The organism is Stenotrophomonas sp. NPDC077461 (assembly GCF_049545475.1).
GTDB lineage: Bacteria > Pseudomonadota > Gammaproteobacteria > Xanthomonadales > Xanthomonadaceae > Stenotrophomonas > Stenotrophomonas nematodicola.
In genome coordinates this window covers 15,498-38,858 of the sequence record NZ_JBMWDO010000010.1, presented here as the reverse complement: position 1 = coordinate 38,858, position 23,361 = coordinate 15,498, and the positions used below count along the sequence as shown (strand labels likewise).

Below are 23,361 nucleotides of genomic sequence, written 5' to 3'. Positions count from 1 at the left end.
GTCCGCACCGCCCCGGGGAGATGACGTTTTCCGCCCACCCTGTTAACTTGCGCACCCCATTCGCAGTTGACAGGGTTGCGCGCTCGCGCGCGGCCGGTCGCTACCATCCGATCCCGCACGCATGACTGTTTCCCCCCGCCCCACCCCGTCCCTGCTCGCCACCGCCCTGCTCGTCAGCTTTGCCGCCCACGCCGCCCACGCCGCCCCGCAGGCCACCACGCTGGACGCGGTCAACGTGACCGCCGCCAGCGAGACCGACCAGGCCCGCGCCGCGCTCAAGCGCGTTCCCGGCGCCGGCAACGTCATCGACGTGGCCAACGCCGACCGCCGCCTCGCAAGCAGCGCCGATGTACTGGCCTACCAGCCCGGCATCAGTGCCCAGTCGCCGGGCAACGAAGGCACCCGGGTGTCCATCCGTGGCTCGGGCATCAACCGCGGCCCCGGCGCGCATGCCTCCGGCATCGCCGTCTCGCTCGACGGCCTGCCGCTGACCGGCCCGGGCGGTACCCCGTACGAACTGCTGGAGCCGCTGTGGCTGAGCCGCGTCGACGTACTGCGCGGTGCCAACGGCATCGAACGCGGCGCGCTGGCGCTGGGCGGGGCGATCAACTACGTCAGCCGCAGCGGTCGCGATTCGGCCGGGCTGGACCTGCAGTACGACGCCGGCAGCTGCGGCTACCAGAAACGCAGCGTGGGGTACGGCGGCGTCAGCGGCGCAGTCGACTACTACCTCGCCTACACCGATACCGAATTCGACGGCTACCAGCGCCATGCCCGCGGCGACGGCAAGGGCGCGATGGCCAACCTCGGCTGGCAGATCACCCCAACTCTGGAAACGCGCTTCTTCGTGCGCTACCGCGAGACCAATCACGAAACGCCGGGGCGCCTCACCCGCGACCAGATCCGCAACGATCCGCGCGCGGCCAACCCGGCCAACCTGGCCATCGACGCGCACCGCCCGCAGCCGGGCAGCACCTGGATCGGCAACATGACCACCTGGCAGATCGATGACGCATCGTCGCTGCAGGCCGGGCTGGTGTACCACCACTACCCGATGGACCTGAACGAAAGCCTGTACCGCCAGCAGCTGGACTACACCAACCTCAATGCGACCGTGGACTACCGTCACCGGCATCGCCTGCTCGGCCGCGACAGCGTGACCACGGTGGGCCTGCGCATCGCCCACGATCTGGATGCCGATGTGCGCGAAACGCTGCGCTTTGCCAGCAACGGCTATCCCGCCGGCACCCACATGCGCGACTTCTTCCACCACGGCACCGACAGCACGCTGCACGTGGCCAACGATCTCGTCCTCACCGACACCCTGCGCCTGCAGACCGGGCTGGCCCTGATCCAGACCCGTCGCGACGTGCAGGTGACGTGGCCCTCCACCCCCGGGCGTCTCAACGAGCGCAGCTGGGATTACGCGCCACGCCTGGGCGTCACCTGGCAGCAGACGCCGGCGACGCAGTGGTTCGGCAACCTGAGCCGGTCGGTGGAGCCGGCGCATCCGTGGTCGATGATCTGGGGCTCCAACCAGTACTTCGCGCCGGGCAACGGCGCCTCCAGCGGGCGCCAGCGCGCACCGGTGCCGCTGGACAACCAGACCGCGACGACGCTGGAGCTGGGCGCGCGCGGCGAAAGCGCACTCGGCCGATGGGAGCTCACCGGCTACTACGCGCACGTACTGCACGAACTGCTGAGCGTGGAAGTGCAGCCGGTACCGAACCTGTTCGTGGCCGAGAACAACGCCAGCCCCACCGTGCACCGCGGCATCGAAGCTGCGCTGGACAGCGCGCTGTGGCACGGCAGCGACGGCACGCTGTCGCTGCGCCAGGCCTACACCTTCAGCGATTTCCGCTACCGCCACGACGCCCGCTTCGGCGACAACCGCCTGCCCGGCCTGCCGCGCCACTACTATGAGGCCGAACTGCGCTACGCACACCCCACCGGCTTCTATGCTGCGCTGAACACCGAGTACGCCTCGCGGATGTTCGTGGACTACGCCAACACCTTCAGCGCCGACAGCCATCTGATCTTCGGCAGCCGCGTGGGCTTCGATGCGCCTGGCGGCCGCTGGCAGGCGTGGGCCGAACTGCGCAACCTCACCGACCGCCACTACGCCGCTACCGTCACGCCCGGCTACAACGACGCCGGCAAGGACGTGGCGCGCTCCACGCCTGGCGAGGGGCGCGGCGTGTATGCCGGGCTGCGCTGGCGCTTTGATTGAGCAGCATCGGCCGGTCCGACCAGCGCTTGATCTTGCTCAACCAGGTTCAGCACACTCGCTGGTTTCAGCTGGCAAGGAGTGACTGTCGTGGATAGAGCCTGGGTACAGAAGGTGATTTCCGTGCTTTCGGTGGCGCGGCGTTCTGATCTCACGTTTTACGACGCTATTGAGGCCAGGGGCGCCAATCTACCCAGCAAGCTCTACAAGCTCAGGGGCTGCACCGACTTTTCGTTCGAGAACCTGGCCAACGCGACGATTCACCTGAGCCCGGCCAGCGAGTTCAATGACCCGTATGACACCGCATTCTGCGCGGACCCCGGCTTCCTGAGCCGCAACTCCTTCGTATTCGGCGCGCCTGACAACAACAACGCAGATGACCGTCTTCAGCAGGGTTCGGGGCCTCCGAACAGCCTGTCCGTCCTCGTCGATGAACTGCGGGATTCCTACAAGATCTGCAGCTTCACCGAGCGCCTTGATTCCATCCTCATGTGGAGCCACTACGCCGACAACCATCGCGGGTTCGCGATGGAGTACGACTTCACGACCTGCCACCGGAATGACTACCCGTCACTGTGTCTCTGGCCTGTTGCCTACACGGACTGCCTTCTGGACATCACCGAGGTCCTTGCCGCTGCGATGAACGACAAGGACGACGTCAATCATGCCTTCACGATGGCAGCGTCACTGTGCAAGGCCAGGGATTGGACGTACGAGCAGGAATGGAGAATCGTGTATCCCGACGACCGAACCCGCCGGTGCATGGCACTTCCCGCGCCGTTGAAGGCAGTTCATCTCGGCGCGAGGATATCGGCCGACAACGCATCGCGCATCCGAGATATCTGTGCTGCGAGTGGTATCCCGGTGCATACGATGGCCTTGTCACGGCAGGAGTACCGAATGGAATCCCACCTCCCGGCCGGGTAGAAGATGCCGTTCGCATGCCACAGCCGGTGCGCGGTGACGTGGCAGGGCGCCGGGATCAGATGGCCGCGTTGACCGCCATCATCGGCAGGTACAGGGCAAAGATGGTCACGGGCGCGGCGATGAACACGGTGCAGATGCCGATCAGGCCGATCAGGAGGTGCCAGCCCGGTTTGCGTGGACCGAAGGCCCACATCGCGCCCAGCACCAGCGGGGCGAGCCACACCAGCGGCGCGCCGCTGGCAAACGCCCGCGTGACCAAGGGCGGCACAACGCCGATCGACTGGAACGCGTCGGAAAACGCCGGGTATACCCAGGCGCGGATCACGGTCACAGCGACCGCCGTCACCGTTGCGCTGGCGGTTCCCAGCAGCGCCCAGACCCTGCCAGCCAGGGCGATCGAGGGACGGAAGCGGGGGATCTCGGGCGGTTCAGGGCGCATGCCAGCGGATCTTAGAAGAGCAGCCGCGTGCCAACAAGCACCGCGCCATCTGCGGCGCGCGCGTGGCATGCGACACTCGCCGCTCCGTTCGACATTGCCGGCAAGGACGCACGTGATCGTTCCCGACTACTGGGCCGAAGCCCGCCTGCAGCTCAAGCAGCAGCGCCGCAGCATCACCGTGACCCGCATGGGCTGGTCCGACGACAGCGAGGCCGCCGCGCAGGCGCATGCCGACGTGCGCGCCCGCGAGGCGCTCGCGGCGATCCTGGCCGGCAACGACCTCCCCCGGCAGGAGCGACGCACCCCTTATGGACTGGAAGGCGTACCGATCCGCGAGCAGATCGTGTCGCGCCACGGCGATGTGGTCGTCACGCGCAACAGCTATGGCGCGCTGTGCCTGAACACCCCGGACGTGCTGTTCGGGGATGTGGACTTTGAATCGCCCCCCGGCGGATTCGCACTGGACCTGAAAGGTGCCCTGCTGCTCTGGGCGGGCGTGGCGATGGTCGTGGGCGCCGCGTGGCAGGGCGTGCCCGGCCTCGGACGGGCCATCCCGGCAGTGGTGGTGGCCACGCTGGTGGTGATCGTCGCCAACGCCGTGGTGGCGGCCATCAAGCGCCGCGCGTTCGCCAACGCGGGCGGCGTGGAGGCCCGGGCGATGGCGCGGGTGGAGGCCTTCGCCCGGCAGCACCCGGACTGGCACCTGCGCGTGTATCGCACGCCAGCCGGGCTGCGCGTGCTGGCGATGCACGCCACGTTCCTGCCGGACGACCCGGCGGTTGCCGGGTTCTTCGGCGCGCTGCGCGGCGACCCGCTGTATGCGCGGATGTGTGCGCTGCAGCGCTGCTTCCGTGCACGCCTGACGCCCAAACCGTGGCGGATCGGCATCGCCCGCCATGTGCGTCCGGCGTCGGCGGCGTGGACGCCGGCACAGGCACAGTTGCCCGACCGGCTGGCCTGGATCGCCGAGTACGAACGCCGTGCGGCGGCATTCGCTGCCTGCCGTTACCTGCGCACGCTCGGCGAAGCCAACCGCACCGATGCCCGGGCCGAGGCGGTGCGCGACCTGCACGACCGCCTCACCCGCGCCGAGGCGACGCTGCCGCTGGCCTGAGCGGATACGTGGGGACGGCACCTGCGGCATGGCGCGCACAGACGTCTCCGCCGACCCGTGTGCTGGTCGGCAGCGTGGCATCCACTGCCTCGGCGAGCAGTCACCCGCAGATGTCCTTCGCCCCGGCGGTTGACGTTGAACGGGCCACGCCGGTGCTGGCGGGTGTCGCGGGACAGCGGGGCAGACACGCGGTGACCGGTTTCTGTACGTGGCCGCTGGAAACGCGGCCGCCTGCGGCAACCACGCGCGCCGTTATCGCCCCAGCGCCTCGGCGATGGCCTGCTCGGCCAGCGGCGCCATGCGCGCATACCCGGCAGGCGTGGGGTGCACGCCATCGGTGGCCAGGACAGGATCGAGCCCACCGTCGGCATTGGCCAGCGCGCGGTAGTAATCCAGATACACAACGCCCTGGTCGCGCGCATAGCGCTGCAGGGCGGCGTTGAGCGCCCGCACCTTCGGTGCCGGATGCACGCCGGGCTGCCACGGATACTCGCTGACCGGCAGCACCGAGGCCAGCACGACACCAATGCCATGCGCCTGCGCCAGCTCGCGCATGGCATGCAGGTTGTCTTCGATCATCGCCTGGGTGGCCGGGCCGGTATTGCCGGCGATGTCGTTGGTGCCGGCCAGGATCACCACGACCGCCGGTTGCAGGGCGATCACGTCCTGGCGGAACCGCAGCAGCATCTGCGCGGTGGTCTGCCCGGAAATGCCGCGGTTGACGTAGCCCTTGCCTGGGAAGAACGTGCCGCTGCCGGTGGGCCCCCAGCCCTCGGTGATGGAATCACCGAAGAACACCACACGCGGCTGCCCCGCCTGCGCCACCGGCAGCGCCGCGTTTTCCGCGCGATAACGCTCCAGTTGCGGCCAGTCGCGCAGTTGCTGCTGGAGGTAGCGGACCTGGTCCGGCGTGAGCGCTTCCGCAGGCGTCACGTACAGCGGATTGACCGCCGGCGGGCCGATCGGCGGCGCATCCGCGGCTGCACAGCCGGACAGCGGCGCCCCGAGCAGGGCGAAGGCGGCGGTCAGGGCCACGGTGTGTGCCGACTGCGGCATGGCGGTTGCTCCGGTTCGATGCGAACGGCAAGTCTACCGCCGGTTGCCCCTGCATCGCGCCCAGACGCAGACGGCCGCACCCCGCGGGATGCGGCCGTCGCGTGCGTCAGCGCGCCGTCAGTGCTTGCCGGCCGGTGCGTTTTTCACATAGGTGTCGAACCAGTTGAGCATTTCCGATACCAGTTGCTCGTTGGATTCCAGTGCGGTGTACCAGTGCGGCTCATGCGGCAGCATCACCAGGCGGGTGGTGCCGCCGTTGCCGCGGATCGCCTGGAACAGCTTGCGCGACTGGAACGGCTCGGTGCCCGGATTGGCATCATCCTCACCGTGGACCAGCAGCAGCGGCAGCTTGATCCTGTCCGCGTAGAAGAACGGCGACGCCTTCAGATACACGTCCTGCGCCTGCCACACCGACCGGCGCTCGTTCTGGAAGCCGAACGGCGTGAACGTCTTGTTGTACGAACCGCTGGTCGCCACGCCGGCCTTGAACAGGTCGGTGTGCGCGATCAGGTTGGCGGTCATCAGGCCGCCGTGGCTGTGCCCGGTGACGCCGATCCGGTTGCGGTCCACCACCCCCATGTCCACGGCCTTGTCCACCGCGGCCCTGGCATCGGCTTCCAGCTGTTCCAGGTAGGTGTCGTAGGCGGTCTTCGGATCGCCAACGATCGGGAACGATGCATTGTCGATGATCGCGTAGCCGGCCAGCAGCATCAGGCGGTACGGTGCCAGACGGGTGAAGGTCTGCTGCGAGCCGGACACCTGGCCGGCCTGCGCGGCGTTGGCGAAATCGGCCGGGTACGCGTACAGGATCGCCGGCACGCGCTGGCCTTCCTTGTAACCCGGCGGCGTGTACAGGGTGAACGACAGGTCCACGCCATCGGCGCGCTTGTAGGTCACCAGGCGCTTCTGGATCTTGCGCACCTCCGGCGTCGGATCGGTCAGCTGGGTCAGCGCGGCCGGGGTGGACGCGAACGCCGCCTCGCCCTTGGCAGCGGCTGCATCGCGCTCGCCCAGGGTGCGGATGAACGCGTTCGGCGCGTCGGTCACCGACTGGTGCCAGGTCAGGACGCGGCCGGTGGTGCCGGCAAAACCGAGGACCTGCTCGTAGGCATCGGCAGCGCTGCGGAACAGGCGCTCGCTCTTCAGCGAGCCCAGGTCCAGGCGGTCCAGGAACGGACGGTCGCCCTGCGGCGAGGCGCCCTGCCCGCGCAGGAACACGTGGTTGCCGTCCTGGCGCACCACGCTGGCCCCGTTGGGCAGACGCGTGAACACCAGGTTGCCCGGGTCGCCGTAAAGCTCATCGCTGGACAGATCCCAGAGCAGCCGCCCTTCCTGCCCGGGACGGTCCACATCGACAATGCGGGTCTGGCGCCAATGGCGATTCTCGTCGTTCTCGTACAGGAACGACACGGCCGGGTCCGCGCTCCAGGCGATGCCTTCGAAGCGCTGCGCGGTACGCGCGATCTCCACCGGCGTCCCGGTGAACGGCGCCTTGAGCATCAGTACGCGGTCACGATGGGGCACGCTGACCTTCCAGTCGCCCTTGTCCAGCGCTTCGGCATACACCAGTGTGGCCGGATCGGTGGAGCGCCAGTCGAAGTCGCGCGGGCCTTCCGGCACGCCGTGCACCGGCACGCGATCGGCCAGCGGCAGGCTGGCCACCGGCGTGCTGCGGCCGCTGCCCAGGTCCAGCACGGCCACGTCATTGGCGAAGCGCTGGTAGGTGACCGCGTGCGAGAACGGCGCCTTCAGCGTCTCGGTGAGCACGTGCACGCCATCCGGCGCAGCCGTGACATCGTTGTACAGCGCCGGCGCGCCAATCGGACGCACGCTGCCGGCCTTGGCATCCACCACTGCCAGCTGCGACTGGCCGTAGTAGGCGAACAGCTTTTCGTCATGCACGCTGGTCAGCGTGTCGCGCGATTCGTAAGTGCTGCTCTCACCCTTGGCGCCGAGCGATTCCTGGATGTCCGGGCCGGCCGCGCCATCCTCATTGGACGGCGCTGCCCCCTGGTTGGCCGGCACCAGCTTGACCAGCAGGTTCTGGCTGCCGCCGAGCCACTGCACGGTGTAGCCAAAGATCGGATTGAGCTGTACACCCGGGATCTGCTTGACCTGTCCGGTCGCGGCATCTCCCACCCACAGCTGCACCGAGGTATCCACCGCGTTCTGGAACACGAAGCGCTGGCCGTCGGCCGACCATTGCGCGTTGCCGGCACAGCCTTGTGGCAGCGCCACCGGCGTGTGCCTGCGGCTGTCGATATCCACCAGCGTGAAATCGGCCACGCAGGCCGGGATGCCATAACCGCCCTGGGTGTCGTGGCGGCTGCGGTTCTTCGGCTCCAGGCGCACACCCGCCAGCTTCAGGTACGGCTGCGCGACACGGCTGATCGACGGGTAGGTCTGCGCGGTGGTCAGCAGCAGACGCTGGCCGGTGGGGTCCACGCTGGGCATCGGCGGCGGCGGCGCCTTGAGCACCTTGAGCAGGTGTTCCGGCGGTTTGGCATAGTCGGCGAAGGCCGGGCCGGCGGCCAGCAGGCCGAACGCGGCCGTGGCGACGGCCGCGGCAAGAGCGGTACGACGGATCAGCATCCTTTACCCCTTGTGGTGTTCGGTGCCCGTGCAGGGGCGATATCCCGAATCTAGCACCGCCGCGCGGGCCGGGAATGGGCCGGAAGGGCTAGTCGCCCGATGCGGCAACGCGGTGCGCGTCCGGCCGGCCGCGCACCGTCACGGTAAGATGCGCGCACATTCCCTGCCGATGCCGCCGTGCGCACTGTTCACGCCCTCCGCTACATCACCCCGCTCCGCGAGGGTGGCTCGCTGCCCGCCGTGGTCGAAACCGACGACGACGGCATGGTGGTGCTCAAGTTCCGGGGTGCCGGCCAGGGGCCGAAAGCGTTGATCGCCGAGCTGATCGCCGGTGAGCTGGCCCGCACGTTGCGCCTGCCGATTCCGGAGATCGTGTTCGTCGAGCTGGATCGCGAGTTTGCCCGCACCGAGCCGGACCCGGAGATCCAGGACCTGATCCGAGCCAGCGAAGGCCTGAACCTGGGCAGCGACTATCTGCCCGGCGCGCTCAACTACGACCCGGCAGCGATGGCGGTGGATGCCGACCTCGCCTCGCGCATCGTGTGGTTCGACGCATTCACCAGCAACGTGGACCGCACCGCGCGCAACCCCAATCTGATGGTATGGCACCGGCAGCTGTACCTGATCGACCACGGCGCGGCGATGTACTTCCACCATGACTGGGCCACCGCCGGGGATGCCTGCGTGAAACCCTTCATGCTGATCCGGGACCACGTGCTGCTGCCGTTTGCCACGCAGATCGACGCGATCGACGCCGCGCTGGCCGCGCTGCTGCCCGACGCGGAAATCGAACGCATCGTCGGCCTGGTGCCGGACAGCTGGCTGGTCGACGAACCCGCGTTCGACAGCCCGGCGGCGTATCGCCAGGCGTATATCGATTACCTCACCCATCGCCTGCGCATGCGCGCCGCCTTCGTCCAGGAGGCCGTCCGTGCCCACACTGCACACGTATGACTACGCCGTCATCCGCGTGGTACCGCGGGTGGAGCGCGAGGAGTTCATCAACGTCGGCGTGATCGTGTCTTGCCCCGGTGCGAAGCACCTGGAAGCGGCGATCGAAATCGATGCGGCGCGGATGCAGGCGTTCGCGCCCGGCCTGGACAGGGACGCGCTGCAACCGTGGCTGGACGCCATCGTGGCGATCTGCCGTGGCGACGCCAACGCCGGTCCCATCGCCCGGCTTCCGGCACGCGCGCGCTTCCATTTCCTGACCGCCAAGCGCAGCTCGGTGGTCCAGATGTCCAGCACCCACGTGGGCCGGACCGCGCACCCGGAGAACGTGGTGGAGCACCTGATGACCCGGATGGTGCGGGTACCGCAGTAACGCAACGCGCAAACGCGCGCACCCCGTAGAGCCGGGTTCTACCCGGCTGCCCTGCGTCAGGCACATGCACACCTGACACCCGCCGGGCAGAGCCCGGCGTCACCAAGGCCACGCGCGCGCACCCGTAGAGCCGGGTTCTACCCGGCTGCTCTGCGTCAGGCACATGCACACCTGACACCCGCCGGGCAGAGCCCGGCGCTACCAAGCGCCACGCACGCGCACCCGTAGAGCCGGGTTCTACCCGGCTGCCCTGCGTCAGGCACATGCACACCTGACACCCGCCGGGCAGAGCCCGGCGCTACGGGAGGGGCCATCGGCACCAGGCAAAGGGGTAATCGTTCATGCCCTTGGCCAATCCGGCGCGCAGCGGGTTGGCGAGTATGTAGGTGGCCGCGGCCAACAGATGGCGATCGTCGCGCTGCAGCTGGTCGTAGTAGCCCGGTTGCCAAACGGTGCCCCGGGTGCTGTTGCTCTGGTTGAGGGCCTTGGCCGACCGCGACTTGAAGGTTCGCATCACGATCGACAGTGGTGTGTCGCGCAGGCGGAACATCCAGTGGATATGGTCGGGCATGACCACCCATGTCAGGGAGTCGGTGCGGCCCTGGGCATCCGAGGTGCGCAGCCAGTAGCAGACCTCCTGCGCATTGGCGGTATCGACGAACAGGCGGGTGCGCTGCGCCGTAACCGTGGTGACGACGTAGTAGCTGCCCTCGCAGGAGATGCGTCCGCGTTGTAGAGAAGGACTCGCCATGTCTGCATCGTGGGCGAGGCTGCGCGAACCTTGAAGCAGGGGGCGCTGCGGTGTCGTGTCAGGGGAATACCCGATCTGATGTGATCTTGTCATCGGGTGCGCAGGCACCTTGTAGAGCCGGGCGCTGCCCGGCTTGCATGATCGTGCGTGAGAGCAGCCGGGTAGAACCCGGCTCTACGGGCTTGCATCAGGTTGCTTGGCTTCGTTGAAGAGCAGCCGGGTAGAACCCGGCTCTACGGGGCGTGGGCCAGCGTGCGTCGTCACGTTTTCGGCAGCGCGTAGGCGATCACGTAATCGCCTGCGGGGGTTTCCATGAAATGGTGGCCGCCGGCCATGATGACCACGTACTGCCGCCCGTTCTGCTCGTAGATCATCGGGTTGGCCTGGCCGCCGGCGGGCAGCGGGGCGTGCCACAGCTCCTTGCCGGTCTTCAGGTCGATGGCGCGCAGCAGGTCGTCGGTGGCAGCAGCGATGAAGACCAGGCCGCTGGCGGTGACGACCGAACCGCCGTTGTTGGGCGTGCCGATCTCGATCGGCAGGCCCGAGCGGATGCCGAACGGACCGTTGCCGCGGGCGCTGCCGAACGGGCGGTCCCACAGCGTTTTGCCGCTGCGCAGATCGACGGCGCGGATGCCACCATACGGCGGCTGCTTGCACAGCAGACGGGTGAACGGCAGTCGCCAGCCGGCGTTGACGTCGACGGCGTACGGCGTCCCCACCTGCGGGTCCCCCGCCCCTTCGGCGCCGCCCTTGTCGGCGCGCACCTCCTCGCGCGGCAGCCAGCCCAGTCTGTCCGCCGTGGCGCGCGGCACCAGCCGGTTGTAGTTGGGCATGTCGTTGTAGTTGGCCACGATCACCCCGCGACGTGGATCCACCGCGACACTGCCCCAGTCCGAGCCACCGTTGTAGCCGGGGTACTCGATGGAATGGCGGTCGGGCGTCGGGGGAGTGTAAAAACCCTGGTAGCTCGCCCTGCGGAACTGGATGCGGCAGACGAGCTGGTCGATCGGGGTCATGCCCCACATGTCGCGCTCGGTCAGGTCGGGCTTGCGCAGCGTGTGGTACAGCGAGAACAGCTGCGTGGGCGAGCGCTGCTCCGGCTCCACCCCGCCACCCGGCACCGGGCGCTCCTCGGCGGGAGTGAGCAGCTGCCCGGTGCGGCGATCCAGCACATACATGTCGCCCTGCTTGGTCGGCAGCAGGATGGCCGGCACCTTGCCGGCCGGGGTGGGATAGTCGACAAGCGTCGCCTGCGAGCCCAGGTCGTAGTCCCACACGTCCTTGCGCACCGCCTGGAAGTGCCACGCCGGCTTGCCCGTGTTGACGTCGATGGCGACCAGCGAGGTCGCGTAGCGGTTCTGGGCCTCGGTGCGCGACCCGCTCCAGTAATCACCCGCCGCATTGCCCATCGGCAGGTAGACCAGCCCCAGCGCGTCGTCACCGGTGGCGGTGGTCCACATGTTCGGCGTGCCGCGGGTATAGGTATGGCCGCGCGGCGGTGCACCGCTGCGCTGCGGCTGGTCCATGTCCCAGGCCCAGCGCAGCGCGCCGGTGACTGCGTCGTACGCCTGGATCACGCCGGACGGCGCATCGCGACGCTGGCCGTCCAGCACCTGGTGGCCGGTCACCACCACGCCCTGCACGATGGCCGGCGGCGAGGTGATCGAGACATAGCCCGGCGGGGTCTCGCCCATGCCAAGGGTGATGTCGACCTGGCCGTTGTTGCCGAAACCGGCGCACGGTTTTCCCGTGGCGGCATCGACCGCGATCAGCCGGCCATCCAGCGTGCCCTCGATGATGCGCGCCGCGCAGGCGCCGCGCGGCACCTGGGTAAGCAGCGGTACGCCCACCTGCGGCACGGCCAGGTCGGCGGCAACGTCGGCCAGTGCAGCGTCCTGCGCGGTGGCCGGCACCTCGTAGTAGGCGACGCCCCGGCAGGCGGCGGTGTACGGAATCGAGGCATTCCTGACCTTGGGATCGAAGCGCCAGCGCTCGCGCCCGTCGGCGGCATCGAGGGCGATCAGCTGGTTGCGGGCGGTGCACAGGTATAGGCGGTCGCCGATCTTCAGCGGGGTGGTCTCCGCGCCCCAGCGTTTGTCCGGCAGATCGCCGGTGCGGAATACCCAGGCCTGCTGCAGGGTTCCCACGTTGTCCGGGGTGATCTGCTGCAACGGCGAGAACCGGGTGGCTGCGTTGCTGCGGCCGTACGCGGTCCAGTCACCATCGGCAGGCCGGTCGGCCGGTTGCAGCGCCGCCTCGGTTGTCGGCGCCAGCCCGGCGGCGACCATTGGCTCGGGGAAGGCACCCACGGCTGCGGTGACGCCATGCGGAACGAACGCCAGGCTGAAGGCCGCCACGAACACCAGCGCCAGGACACCGGCCAGACTGCGCGACACAGCGCGGGATACCGGCCGTCGCAGGCGCGGCAGCAACAGGCAGAGCATGAAGGCCAACGCCACCATCAGTCCGAGGCGCGGCACCCACCGCCAATAGTCGCTGCCCGACTCCCACCAGGTCCACAGCACGGTGCCCACCAATACCAGTGCGAAGCACGCCGCACCGCTGACCCGTCCGCGCCACAACTGCACGCCGGCCACCAGCAGGCCGACCCCGGCCAGCACGTAGTACCAGGAACCGCCGAGGCGGGCCAACCAGCCGCCGCCCAGCACCAGCACCGCGCCAAGCACCAGCAGGATCATCGCCAGGACACCCAGCAGCCAATGGCGGGTGTAGCGGGCCTGCGTCGTGGCGGACATCGCGCGCTCCTCCCTTCCCCTGCACCGCCGGCCAGCGTCTGCACCGGTCCTGTGGGTCCTTATCCCACCGGGGTCGTGAACGCGGCGCGTTCTTTCCAGCCGTGCCTGGACCCCCAACGGAAAACGCCGGCAGGCGCCGGCGTTTTCCGTGGTACCGCAACGCAACCGCGTTACGCGTCCGGCGGTGCCACCACCGGCGCGGCAGCGGTCGCGGCCGCCTCGTCGGCGCCCTCTTCGTCGGCGCCGTCATCCAGCGAGGCATCCATGCGCTCGACCGCCTGCAGCTTCTCGTCCTTGGACAGGCGGATCAGGGTGACGCCCTGGGTGTTACGGCCCACGCGCGAGATTTCCGAGCTGCGGGTGCGCACCAGGGTGCCGCCATCGGAGATCAGCAGCACCTCGTCGCGCGGCCCCATCAGCACCGCGCTGACCAGCTTGCCGTTGCGCTCGGTGGTCTGGATGCCGATCACGCCCTGGGTGCCACGCCCCTTGCGCGGGTAATCCGGCAGCGGGGTGCGCTTGCCGTAGCCGTTCTCGGTAGCGGTGAGGATGTACAACGCGTTGTCGTCATCCACCCCGTTCTCGATCACGGCATCGCCATTCTCGCCCACGGTCTCGTCGATGACGGTGTCATCATCGTTGTCGTCCTCGCTGCCGCCGGCACTCTCGGCCACGATCAGGCTGACCACTTCCTCGCCCTTGGCCATCTTGATGCCGCGCACGCCGGTGGCGGTACGGCCCATCGAGCGGACCTTGTCCTCAGCGAAGCGCACGGTCTTGCCGTTGGAGGCGAACAGCAGGATGTCACGCTCGCCATCGGTCAGGCCGACCCCCACCAGCGCATCGCCGTCATCGAGATTGATGGCGATCTTGCCGCGTGCGAGACGGAACGCAAACTCGCTGAGCGGCGTCTTCTTGACCGTGCCGTTGCGGGTGGCGAAGAACACGAACTGACCATCGGCGTATTCACGCACTGGCAGCACGGCCTGCACCTTCTCGCCGGATTCCAGCGGAATCCAGTTGATGATCGGGCGGCCACGGGCATTGGAACCGGCTTCGGGCAGCTGATGCACCGGCAGCCAGAACACCTTGCCCGAGCTGGTGAAGGTGAGCAGCGTGTCGTGTGTGTTGACCAGCCACAACTGCTCGATGAAATCCTCTTCCTTGGTCGACGCCGCGCTGCGGCCACGGCCACCGCGGCGCTGGGCGCGGTAGGCGCTGACCGGCTGGCGCTTGACGTAGCCGGCATGCGACAGGGTGACCACCACGTCTTCCGGCGCGATCAGGTCGAGGATGTCCAGGTCTTCTTCGCTGTGGCGGATCTCGGTGCGGCGCTCGTCGCCGAACTCGGTGCGCACGTTGATCAGCTCTTCGCGGATCACCTGCAGCAGGCGGTCCGGATCTTCCAGGATGTGGATCAGCCCGGCGATCGTTTCCAGCAGTTGCTTGTATTCCTCGGTCAGGCGGTCCTGCTCCAGCCCGGTCAGGCGGTGCAGGCGCATTTCCAGGATCTGGGTGGCCTGGATCTCGGTCAGCTGGTAGCCACCCTCGATCAGGCCCACGCCCTTGGGCAGGTCGTCCGGACGCGAGGTCTCGGCACCGGCGGCACCAAGCATCGACCCCACCAGGCCCGGCTCCCAGAGGCGGGCGAGCATGCGTTCGCGCGCTTCGTTGGGATTGGGCGAGGTCTTGATCAGTTCGATCATCTCGTCGATGTTGGCCAGCGCGACGGTCAGGCCTTCCAGCACGTGCGCACGGGCGCGCGCCTTGCGCAGCTCGAACACGGTGCGGCGGGTGACCACTTCGCGACGATGGCGCACGAAGGCCTCGAGCAGCTGCTTGAGGTTCATCAGCTGCGGGCGGCCATCGACCAGCGCCACCATGTTGATGCCGAACACCGACTCCATCTGGGTCTGCTGGTAGAGGTTGTTCAGGACAACTTCCGCCGACTCGCCGCGCTTGATTTCGATGTAGATGCGCATGCCGTCCTTGTCGGACTCATCGCGCAGCTCGCTGATGCCTTCGAGCTTCTTTTCCTTGACCAGCTCGGCGATCTTCTCGATCAACCGGGCCTTGTTCACCTGGTACGGAATCTCGGTGACGATGATCGATTCGCGGCCGTTGTCGGCCACTTCGATATCGGCCTTGGCGCGGATGCGCACACGGCCACGACCGGTCCGGTAACCGGCGACGATGCCGGCGGTGCCGTTGATGATGCCCGCGGTCGGGAAGTCAGGGCCCGGGATGTACTCCATCAGGCCGTCGACGTCGATCGCCGGATTGTCGATCAGCGCGATGCACGCATTGATCGACTCGGTCAGGTTGTGCGGCGGGATGTTGGTCGCCATGCCCACCGCGATACCGGCCGAACCATTGACCAGCAGGTTCGGGAACCGGGTCGGCATGACCGTCGGCTCCAGTTCCTTTTCGTCGTAGTTGGGCTGGAAATCGACGGTTTCCTTGTCGATGTCCGCCATCAGCTCATGGGTGAGCTTGGACATGCGCGCTTCGGTGTAACGCATCGCCGCGGCGGAGTCGCCGTCGACCGAACCGAAGTTGCCCTGGCCATCGACCAGCATGTAGCGCAGCGAGAACGGCTGCGCCAGACGCACCAGCGTGTCGTACACCGACTGGTCGCCATGCGGGTGGTACTTACCGATGACGTCACCGACGATACGCGCCGACTTGAAGTAAGGCTTGTTGCTGTGCGCGTTCAGCTCACTCATCGCGAACAGCACGCGGCGATGCACCGGCTTGAGGCCATCGCGCGCATCCGGGAGGGCGCGGCCCACGATCACGCTCATCGCGTAATCGAGGTAGCTCTTGCGCATCTCGTCTTCCAGGTTGACCTGGATGATTTCCTTGGCGGTTTCTGCCATTCGGGTTCCGTTGTCTGGTAGCGGTCCAGTCCGTCGCAGCCAGCCCTTTCGGGGCGGCCGCGCCGGAATCTCGATTAACCGTTGAAGTCTACCACAACGGGCCGTTTCCCGCCTCGTTTTACCGGGGTTTTACCGGCAAGAATCAGGAACTTACGGGGCCGTTGCGGGGGCTTCCCCGAAGGCGGCCCGCATATTGGCCGTGGTCGGGTTCAGGATCACCCCGCGCTCGGTCACGATGGCATCGATCAGGGCGCCCGGGGTGACATCGAACACCGGGTTCCAGGCGGCGATGCCCTCGGCCACCGTACGGACCCCGCCCAAGCCGTACAGCTCGCCGGGATCACGCTGCTCGATCTCGATCTGGTCGCCGTCGGCGGTGTCCATGTCCACCGTCGAGGACGGCGCCACCACCATGACCTTCACCCCGTGGTGGCGTGCGGCGATGGCGAGCTGATACGTCCCGATCTTGTTGGCGGTATCACCGTTGGCGCAGATGCGATCCGCACCGACGATCACCCACTGCACCGCGCCGGTCTTCATCAGGTGCGAGGCGGCCGAGTCGGCGATCAGGGTCGCGTCGATGCCATCCTGCTGCAGCTCCCACACGGTCAGGCGGGCGCCCTGCAGCCACGGGCGGGTCTCGCCGGCGAACACGCGGGCGATGCGGTGCTGGGCCATGCCGGCGCGGATCACGCCGAGCGCGGTGCCGAAGCCGGCGGTGGCCAGCGAGCCGGTATTGCAGTGGGTCAGCACGCCGCCGCCGGCCTCGATCAGCCCGGCACCCAGCGCGCCCATGTGGCGGTTGGCGGCCAGGTCTTCATCGGCGATGGCCTGGGCCTCGGCCGCCAGCACGTCGCGCCAGTCGCTGCCGGCCGGCGCCAGGGCGCGGCGCATGCGCGCCAGGGCCCACGCCAGGTTCACTGCGGTCGGCCGTGCGGCATTGAGCCGCTGGAGCGCCGGCTCCAGCTTCAGCAGCGCCTGCGCGCCATCGTCGGCCTGCACGTCGTTGGCGGCCAGCACCGCGCCCCACGCCGCAGCAATGCCGATGGCGGGTGCGCCGCGCACGGTCAGTGCGTGGATCGCCGCGGCGACGGCATCGCTGTCATGGCACGCCACGTGCTCGACCACGAACGGCAGCTTGCGCTGGTCCAGCAGTTGCAGGGCGTCGCCGGTCCACAGGATCGGGCGGATGTGGTCGTAGCGGGCGTAGTCGATGTCGGTGGATGCGTTCATCGCGCCATTGTAGCGGCGCGCCGGCGTCGGGTCAGGCCCGGACGCGCGGCCGTTTCAATTGACCGAGAACTCGGCGCGGCAGCCGTCGTCCACCCACACCCCGCGTGCGTCCCAGCCCCAGCTCCGCCCCTGCTCGCACGGGCTGCCGGACAGCTGCCTGGACAGCGTGGCGCCGTGGTTGATGCTGGCACCGCAGAAGCGACGCTGGCGCGACTTGGATTCGCAGGTCAGCAGTCGCGGCACCATCAGGAAGCCGGACCCGTCGGCGGCCCCCACTTCGAAATCACCCTGGCATCCACGCGTCACCCAGATCTCGTTGCGGCGTACGCCCCAACTGTGGTTCTCGCGGCATGGCAGCGCCGACAACTGGCGCAGCAGGCGCACCGGTGCACCCTGCAGCACCACCGGGCACTTCTGCGGGCGACCATTGGATTCGCAGCGCACCACGCGCCGCGTCAACCGCTCGCCTGCGCGCTTGGCCGTCACCGGCGTGCGGGCGCGGAACTCGGCGCGGCAGCCCAGCGTCACCCAGACCCCCGAGCGATCAGTGCCCCACTCGGAGCCGCGCACACAGGTGTTCTCCGACAGCTGGCGGACCATATCCACGCCACCGTCCACGGGCATGTCGCAATGCACCCATTCCATGTCGCGCGATTCGCAGCGCACCACCTGCCCGGCATAGCCGGACGACTGCGCCACGGCCGGCGATGCCAGCCCTGCCCACAGCAACAACGAACATAGCGGCATGCCTGCGCTGGCCAACACCTTCATCGACACGGTCCCCGCCGCAACTGAACGATCACGCGTTACACCTTCTGACATCGGGTGTGATCAGAGCATCATCATCCACGGTGCGCAAGACGCAATTGGCCGGGAACGGTTCAGGCCCGGGCGAAATCGATGGCCAGGACATCGGCAATCGCCGGTGTACGGTTCATCGCCATCAGCAACCGGTCCACCCCCACCGCCACGCCCGCACAGTCGGGAAGCTGCGGCAATGCGGCCAGCAGCGCCTCGTCCAGGGGCGGCAGCACCGCGCCGCGCATGCGCCGCACCGCAAGATCGCGCTCGAAGCGCGCCCGCTGCTCGGCGGCATCGTTCAGCTCGTGATAGCCGTTGGCCAGCTCCACCGGCCCCAGATACAGCTCGAAGCGCTCGGCCAGTGCCGGCGTCCCGGGCCGTACGCGCGCCAGCGCGGCCTGGCTGGCCGGCCAATCGTGCACGACCGTCATCGTATCGTCACCGAACGCAGGCTGGATGCAGTGGGTCATCAGCAGGTCCAGCCAGTCGTCGCGGGTCAGCCCCTGCGGATCGATGTGGATCTCCGACAGCGGCGCGCGCAGTGCGTCGATGTCCGCTTCGAACGGGTCCACCCCGAGCTGGCGCTGGTACAGACTGCGGTAGTCGATGACCTCCAGGCGCGCCTCGCGCTGCACCAGCGACAGTGCCGCGCGTACCAGCGCCGCCGTTTCCCCGATCAGACGGTGATGGTCCCAGCCCACGCGGTACCACTCGAGCATGGTGAACTCGGGATTGTGGCGGCCGCCAGCTTCGCCGTTGCGGAACACCCTGCCCAGCTCGTAGCAGTCGCCCACACCGGCGGCAAGCAGGCGTTTGAGCGGATACTCCGGGGACGTGCGCAGCCAGCGCTGCGCCTCACCCGCATCGACGTGGCCACTGAAACGGGTGTGGAAGCTGTCAATGTTGGGTTCGGTATTGCCGGCCACCGACAGGATCGGCGTTTCCACTTCGAGCACACCACGTGTGGCGAAGAAGTCACGGATGCACGCATTGAGCGCGGCGCGCTGGCGCAGGGCCGCGATCATGCGCGCGCGTCGCGCAGGCGTTCGGCCAGCGGCAGGGTCAGCAGGTCGCGGGTGTCATCCACGTAGCCGGTGGCCAGGTACAGGCGGCGCGCCAGTTCGTTGTGATGGTTCACTTCCAGGCGCATCCGCGCGACGCCGCGCGCGTTGGCACGCTGCTCAAGGATCGCCAGCGCCTGCTTGCCACGCCCACGGCCGCGCGCGGCGTGCTGCAGGTAGAGCTCATCGAGCAGCGCGAAGTGTCCGCCCTGCTCCAGGCTGAAGCCCATCGCCAGGGCCGCATAGCCCACCACCTCGCCGGTCTCGGACAGCCACAGCAGCACCTCGCCGTTGCGCGGCTCTTCGAGCAGGGCCAACAGCGCGGGACGCACGCGCGCCGGGTCGAAATCGAGCTTGTCTTCGGCGTAGAAGTCGCGCATCAGGCCAATCAGCAGATCGGCGTCGGCCACGGTGGCCAGGCGGAAATCGAGGGGTACGGTATGCATGCGACGTCTCGTAGAAATCAGTGTGCGGCCAGGTAGGCCAGCAGGCGGTCTTCGTCCCAGACCTCCACGCCCAGCTCCTGCGCCTTGGTCAGTTTGGACCCCGCCTCGGTGCCGGCGACGACGAACGCGGTCTTCCTGGACACGCTGCCGGAGACTTTCGCGCCCAGCGCTTCCAGCCGCGCCTTGGCATCGTCGCGGGTCATCTGCGCCAATGTGCCCGTCAGCACCACGGTCTGCCCGTCCAGCGGCCCGGCAATCTGCTCCGCCTGGTCCGGGGCCAGGTCCAGGAGTTCCTGCCGGCAGGCCTCGGCCTTGAGCAGCATGTGGCCATGACCGTCGCGGTCGAGCCAGTCGGCCAGGCCCAGCGCGACATCATTGGGCAGCCCGGCGGCGACGAAACGCACCGGCTCGGCATCCAGCAGCGTGGCAGCGTCAGGCAACGCGGCTACCAGCTTCTCGGCGCGCAGACGGGTAATGCCCGGGATTTCGGCCTCCACCAGCACCTGGGCGAAGTCCAGGCCGTCGCGCAGCTTGGCCGACGGCCTGTGCGTGTCGGTGATGCGCACCTTGCCGATCGTGATCAGAGCATCGATGGCCTTCTGGTTGCCGTCCTGCTCGAAGAAGTGCCCGAGCGATCGCGCCACTTCGCCGCCAATGTCCGGCACACGCTTGAACAGCGGCCACGGCAGCCGGCGGATCAGCGCCAGGTCGCCGAACCAGGCAGCCAGCGCCTTGGCGGTGCTCTCACCCACATGCTCGATGCCCAGCGCGAACAGCAGCCGCTCCAGCGTGGTGTCGCGGCTGGCGTCGATGGCCGCGATCAGGTTGTCCGCCCAGCGGGTGGCAATTTTCTTCGTGTTCCAGACGAACGCTGCCGGCATCGCCAGCGCCTGGGCGCGCCAGGTCTCGTCGCGGCCATCCAGCTGCAGGATCGCGCGCAGGTAGTCGCCACTGGCCTCCGGCGGGAGGTGGGCACCGATCTGGCTGGCCAGTGCCTCGGGCGACCCGGCATCGAGCACCAGCTTCAACTGCAGCAGCTGATCGCGCTGCAGCCGGTACAGATCGGCCACGCCGCGCACGATGCCCGCATCGACCAGGGTGTCGATGTACTTGCCGCCCAAGCCATCAATGTCCATTGCGCGGCGCGAGGCGAAGTGCGCGATGGCCTCCTTGCGCTGCGCCGGGCAGCTCAGCTCACCCGAGCAGCGCCAGGCGGCAGCGCCTTCTTCGCGTACGATCTCCGCGCCGCATACCGGGCAGTGCGTCGGCATCTGCCACGGTGCGGTGCCGGCTGGCCGGCGCTCGGCGATCACGCTCACCACCTCCGGAATCACATCGCCGGCACGGCGTACGATCACGGTGTCGCCCACGCGAACGTCCAGCCGCGCGATCTGATCGGCGTTGTGCAGGGTGGCATTGGACACGATCACCCCGGCCACCGCCACCGGGTCCAGGCGCGCCACGGGCGTGGCCGCACCGGTGCGCCCGATCTGGATCTCGATGGCCTCCACGGTCGTGGTCTGTTCCTGCGCCGGGAACTTGTGCGCGATCGCCCAGCGCGGTGCGCGGGAGACGAAGCCCATCTGTTCCTGCCCGGCGCGGTCATCGAGCTTGTAGACCACGCCGTCGATGTCGAAGGCAAGCCCGTCGCGGCGCTCGCCGATGTCACGGTAGTACGCCAGCAGGCCCTCGCTCCCTTCCACCACCTGGCACAGGTCGCTGACCGGGAAGCCCCACGCGCGCAGCTGCGCCAGCGTGGCCGAGTGCGTGGCCGGCAGCTCGCCGCCCCGCACCTCACCGGTGCCGTAGGCGAAGAAACTCAGCTTGCGCCGCGCGCTCACCTTCGGATCGAGCTGACGCAGCGAACCGGCTGCGGCATTGCGCGGGTTGGCCAGCACCTTGCCGTCGTGCAGACGGGCGTCGGCGTTGTAGGCCTCGAAATCGGCCCGCGCCATGTAGACCTCGCCGCGCACCTCCAGCACGTCGGGCCAGCCCTCGCCCTGCAGGCGATGCGGAATCACACGGATCTGGCGCAGATTGGCAGTGACATCCTCGCCGGTGGCACCATCCCCACGGGTAGCGCCCTGGACGAACTGGCCGTCCTCGTAGCGCAGGCTGATCGCCAGGCCGTCCAGTTTCGGTTCGGCCGAAAAGTACAGCGCGTCGCGGCGCAGCCGCTCACCGATGCGGCGCACGAAATCCTGCACTTCTTCATCGCTGAACGCATTGCCGAGCGACAGCATCGGCACCACATGCCGGACTTCGGCAAAGCGTGAAGAGGCCTTGCCGCCCACGCGCCGGGTCGGCGAATCGGCACGGGCCAGCTCGGGATGTGCCTGCTCCAGCGCCTCCAGCTCACGCACCAGCGCGTCGTAGTCCGCGTCGGGAATCAGCAGCTCGTCGCGCTCGTGGTACGCCTTGCCGGCATCCTCGATCTGGCGGCGCAGGACGTCGGCACGTTCGGCGGGGCTGGGGCTCATGCGGTCGGCAATCCTGAAGGGGCTGCCGATTTTATCGCGGATGGTGAACGCTTGCCGCCTCACGCCAGCAGCGCTAGCGTGCCGGCTTGCCCTCTGCACACGGTGCCCCGTGACACATCCCAGCGCGCCCTCCCGCCGTTCCTTCCTGCACCTGGCCGGCACCGGCCTGGCACTGTCGACGCTGGGGCTGACGCCCGCGCAGGCCGCCCTGCCCCGCTCCGGGCCGGCAGCCCCTGCCGGCGGCCCGGTCCTGCTCAACTTCAACGAGTGCCCCTATGGTCCTGCCCCGGCTGCGCTGGCCGCAGCCCGTGACGTCGCAGGCCGGAGCGGGCGGTATCTGTTCGCGATGGCCGGCGAACTGCGCGACCTGTTCGCCGCACAGGAAGGTCTGGGCAAGGAACAGGTGCGGCTGTTCCCGGGCTCCAGCGAGCCGCTGAACCGGGCGGCCGTGCTGTGGACGGGGGCCGGTGCCGGGCTGGTGGTCGCCGATCCGACCTTCGAGGCGCTCGGCGATCTGGCTGCCGCACGCGGCGCGCCGGTGGTGCGGGTGCCGCTGCGCGCGGACGGCGCGCACGACGTGCGGGCGATGGTCGCGGCCGCCGCGCGCATCGACGCCGGGTTGCTGTATCTGTGCAATCCCAACAACCCGACCGGCTCGATCACACCGGCGGCCGACATCGCCTGGTTGCTGGCGCACAAACCGGCGCGTACCCGCGTACTGGTCGATGAGGCCTATCTGCAGTACAGCGAGCAGCGCTCGGTGATCGGCCAGGTGATGCAGCGCGACGACCTGATCGTGCTGCGCACGTTCTCCAAGCTGTATGGCATGGCCGGGTTGCGCCTGGGCGTGGCAGCCGCGCATCCGGACCGCCTGCGCGAGCTGGCCAGCCTCGGTGACAACCCGTTGCCGGTGACCGCGCTGGCGGCCGGCCTGGCCAGCCTGCGCGACCCGGACCTGATCGTGCGACGCCGGGCGGAGAACGCCCAGGTGCGCCAGGCCACGATCGCGTGGCTGGGCAAACGCGGCTTTTCCTGCGTGCCGTCCGAAGCGAACTGCTTCGTGGTGGATGTGCAGCGCGAGGGTGCCGCGTTCGCTGCGGCGATGGCCGAACGCGGCGTTGTGATCGGACGCAGCTGGGCGATCTGGCCGCAGCGGGTGCGGGTCACCGTGGGCACGGCAGCGGAGATGGAGAGGTTCCAGAGCGCCTTCGCCGCCGCAATCGACCCGCCCCGGTAGCGCCGGGCTCCGCCCGGCTGCTCCACCGCGCTACGCCC

The 23,361-nt window shown here is 68.6% G+C and carries 17 protein-coding genes; 6 read left to right on the top strand and 11 right to left on the bottom strand.

The window, feature by feature from the left end:
- Positions 1–121 precede the first annotated feature (121 nt).
- A complete protein-coding gene (locus ACPEH8_RS16110; RefSeq protein ID WP_423667454.1) occupies positions 122–2,230 on the top strand; it encodes a TonB-dependent receptor family protein in 2,109 nt (702 codons plus the stop codon).
- A gap of 87 nt (positions 2,231–2,317) precedes the next feature.
- Positions 2,318–3,154, top strand: a complete 837-nt coding sequence (locus ACPEH8_RS16105) for a DUF2971 domain-containing protein (RefSeq protein WP_423667451.1) — start codon at positions 2,318–2,320, stop codon at positions 3,152–3,154.
- A 55-nt stretch (positions 3,155–3,209) separates the two neighbouring features.
- On the opposite strand, the gene ACPEH8_RS16100 is transcribed toward ACPEH8_RS16105, so the two are convergent.
- A complete protein-coding gene (locus ACPEH8_RS16100; protein WP_153165324.1) occupies positions 3,210–3,593 on the bottom strand; it encodes a hypothetical protein in 384 nt (127 codons plus the stop codon).
- A gap of 112 nt (positions 3,594–3,705) precedes the next feature.
- Between ACPEH8_RS16100 and ACPEH8_RS16095 the strand changes: the two genes are divergently transcribed.
- Entirely contained in the window at positions 3,706–4,707 is a 1,002-nt protein-coding gene (locus tag ACPEH8_RS16095) for a hypothetical protein (protein ID WP_017356593.1), read from the top strand.
- A 252-nt stretch (positions 4,708–4,959) separates the two neighbouring features.
- Here the strand turns inward: ACPEH8_RS16095 and ACPEH8_RS16090 are convergent, their stop codons facing one another.
- Complete coding sequence (locus ACPEH8_RS16090) at positions 4,960–5,763, bottom strand: SGNH/GDSL hydrolase family protein (protein WP_423667448.1); 804 nt, start codon at positions 5,761–5,763, stop codon at positions 4,960–4,962.
- 117 nt (positions 5,764–5,880) lie between these two features.
- On the bottom strand, positions 5,881–8,355 hold the full coding sequence (locus tag ACPEH8_RS16085; protein WP_166473167.1) for a S9 family peptidase: 2,475 nt from the start codon (positions 8,353–8,355) through the stop codon (positions 5,881–5,883).
- Between the two features lie 177 nt (positions 8,356–8,532).
- On the opposite strand from ACPEH8_RS16085, the gene ACPEH8_RS16080 reads away from it, so the two are divergent.
- A complete protein-coding gene (locus ACPEH8_RS16080; RefSeq protein WP_017356596.1) occupies positions 8,533–9,309 on the top strand; it encodes a HipA family kinase in 777 nt (258 codons plus the stop codon).
- Entirely contained in the window at positions 9,287–9,679 is a 393-nt protein-coding gene (locus ACPEH8_RS16075) for a DUF3037 domain-containing protein (protein ID WP_017356597.1), read from the top strand. Before ACPEH8_RS16080 ends, ACPEH8_RS16075 begins: the two co-directional genes overlap by 23 nt.
- 298 nt (positions 9,680–9,977) lie before the next feature.
- On the opposite strand, the gene ACPEH8_RS16070 is transcribed toward ACPEH8_RS16075, so the two are convergent.
- From ACPEH8_RS16070 to ligA, 8 genes are all read right to left on the bottom strand, one after another.
- A complete protein-coding gene (locus ACPEH8_RS16070; protein WP_423667445.1) occupies positions 9,978–10,430 on the bottom strand; it encodes an REP-associated tyrosine transposase in 453 nt (150 codons plus the stop codon).
- Between the two features lie 260 nt (positions 10,431–10,690).
- On the bottom strand, positions 10,691–13,186 hold the full coding sequence (locus tag ACPEH8_RS16065) for a membrane-bound PQQ-dependent dehydrogenase, glucose/quinate/shikimate family (RefSeq protein WP_423667442.1): 2,496 nt from the start codon (positions 13,184–13,186) through the stop codon (positions 10,691–10,693).
- A gap of 170 nt (positions 13,187–13,356) precedes the next feature.
- Positions 13,357–16,065 (bottom strand): DNA gyrase subunit A, encoded by a 2,709-nt coding sequence (gene gyrA / locus ACPEH8_RS16060; protein WP_017356951.1) that lies wholly within the window; start codon positions 16,063–16,065, stop codon positions 13,357–13,359.
- Positions 16,066–16,215: 150 nt separating this feature from the next.
- On the bottom strand, positions 16,216–17,298 hold the full coding sequence (mtnA, locus tag ACPEH8_RS16055) for an S-methyl-5-thioribose-1-phosphate isomerase (RefSeq protein WP_423667439.1): 1,083 nt from the start codon (positions 17,296–17,298) through the stop codon (positions 16,216–16,218).
- A gap of 54 nt (positions 17,299–17,352) precedes the next feature.
- Positions 17,353–18,069 (bottom strand): DUF3011 domain-containing protein, encoded by a 717-nt coding sequence (locus tag ACPEH8_RS16050; protein WP_423667436.1) that lies wholly within the window; start codon positions 18,067–18,069, stop codon positions 17,353–17,355.
- 110 nt (positions 18,070–18,179) lie between these two features.
- Entirely contained in the window at positions 18,180–19,124 is a 945-nt protein-coding gene (epmA, locus tag ACPEH8_RS16045; RefSeq protein ID WP_423667433.1) for an EF-P lysine aminoacylase EpmA, read from the bottom strand.
- Positions 19,121–19,606 carry a GNAT family N-acetyltransferase gene (locus tag ACPEH8_RS16040; RefSeq protein ID WP_017357436.1) on the bottom strand — a complete coding sequence of 162 codons (486 nt, stop codon included), beginning with the start codon at positions 19,604–19,606 and terminating at the stop codon, positions 19,121–19,123. The genes epmA and ACPEH8_RS16040 overlap by 4 nt, the downstream gene beginning before the upstream one ends.
- A gap of 17 nt (positions 19,607–19,623) precedes the next feature.
- Positions 19,624–22,086, bottom strand: a complete 2,463-nt coding sequence (ligA, locus tag ACPEH8_RS16035; protein WP_313243412.1) for an NAD-dependent DNA ligase LigA — start codon at positions 22,084–22,086, stop codon at positions 19,624–19,626.
- A gap of 109 nt (positions 22,087–22,195) precedes the next feature.
- On the opposite strand from ligA, the gene ACPEH8_RS16030 reads away from it, so the two are divergent.
- The gene (locus ACPEH8_RS16030) at positions 22,196–23,323 is read left to right on the top strand and encodes a pyridoxal phosphate-dependent aminotransferase (RefSeq protein WP_423667430.1); all 1,128 of its coding nucleotides are present in this window, start codon (positions 22,196–22,198) and stop codon (positions 23,321–23,323) included.
- Positions 23,324–23,361: the final 38 nt, after the last annotated feature.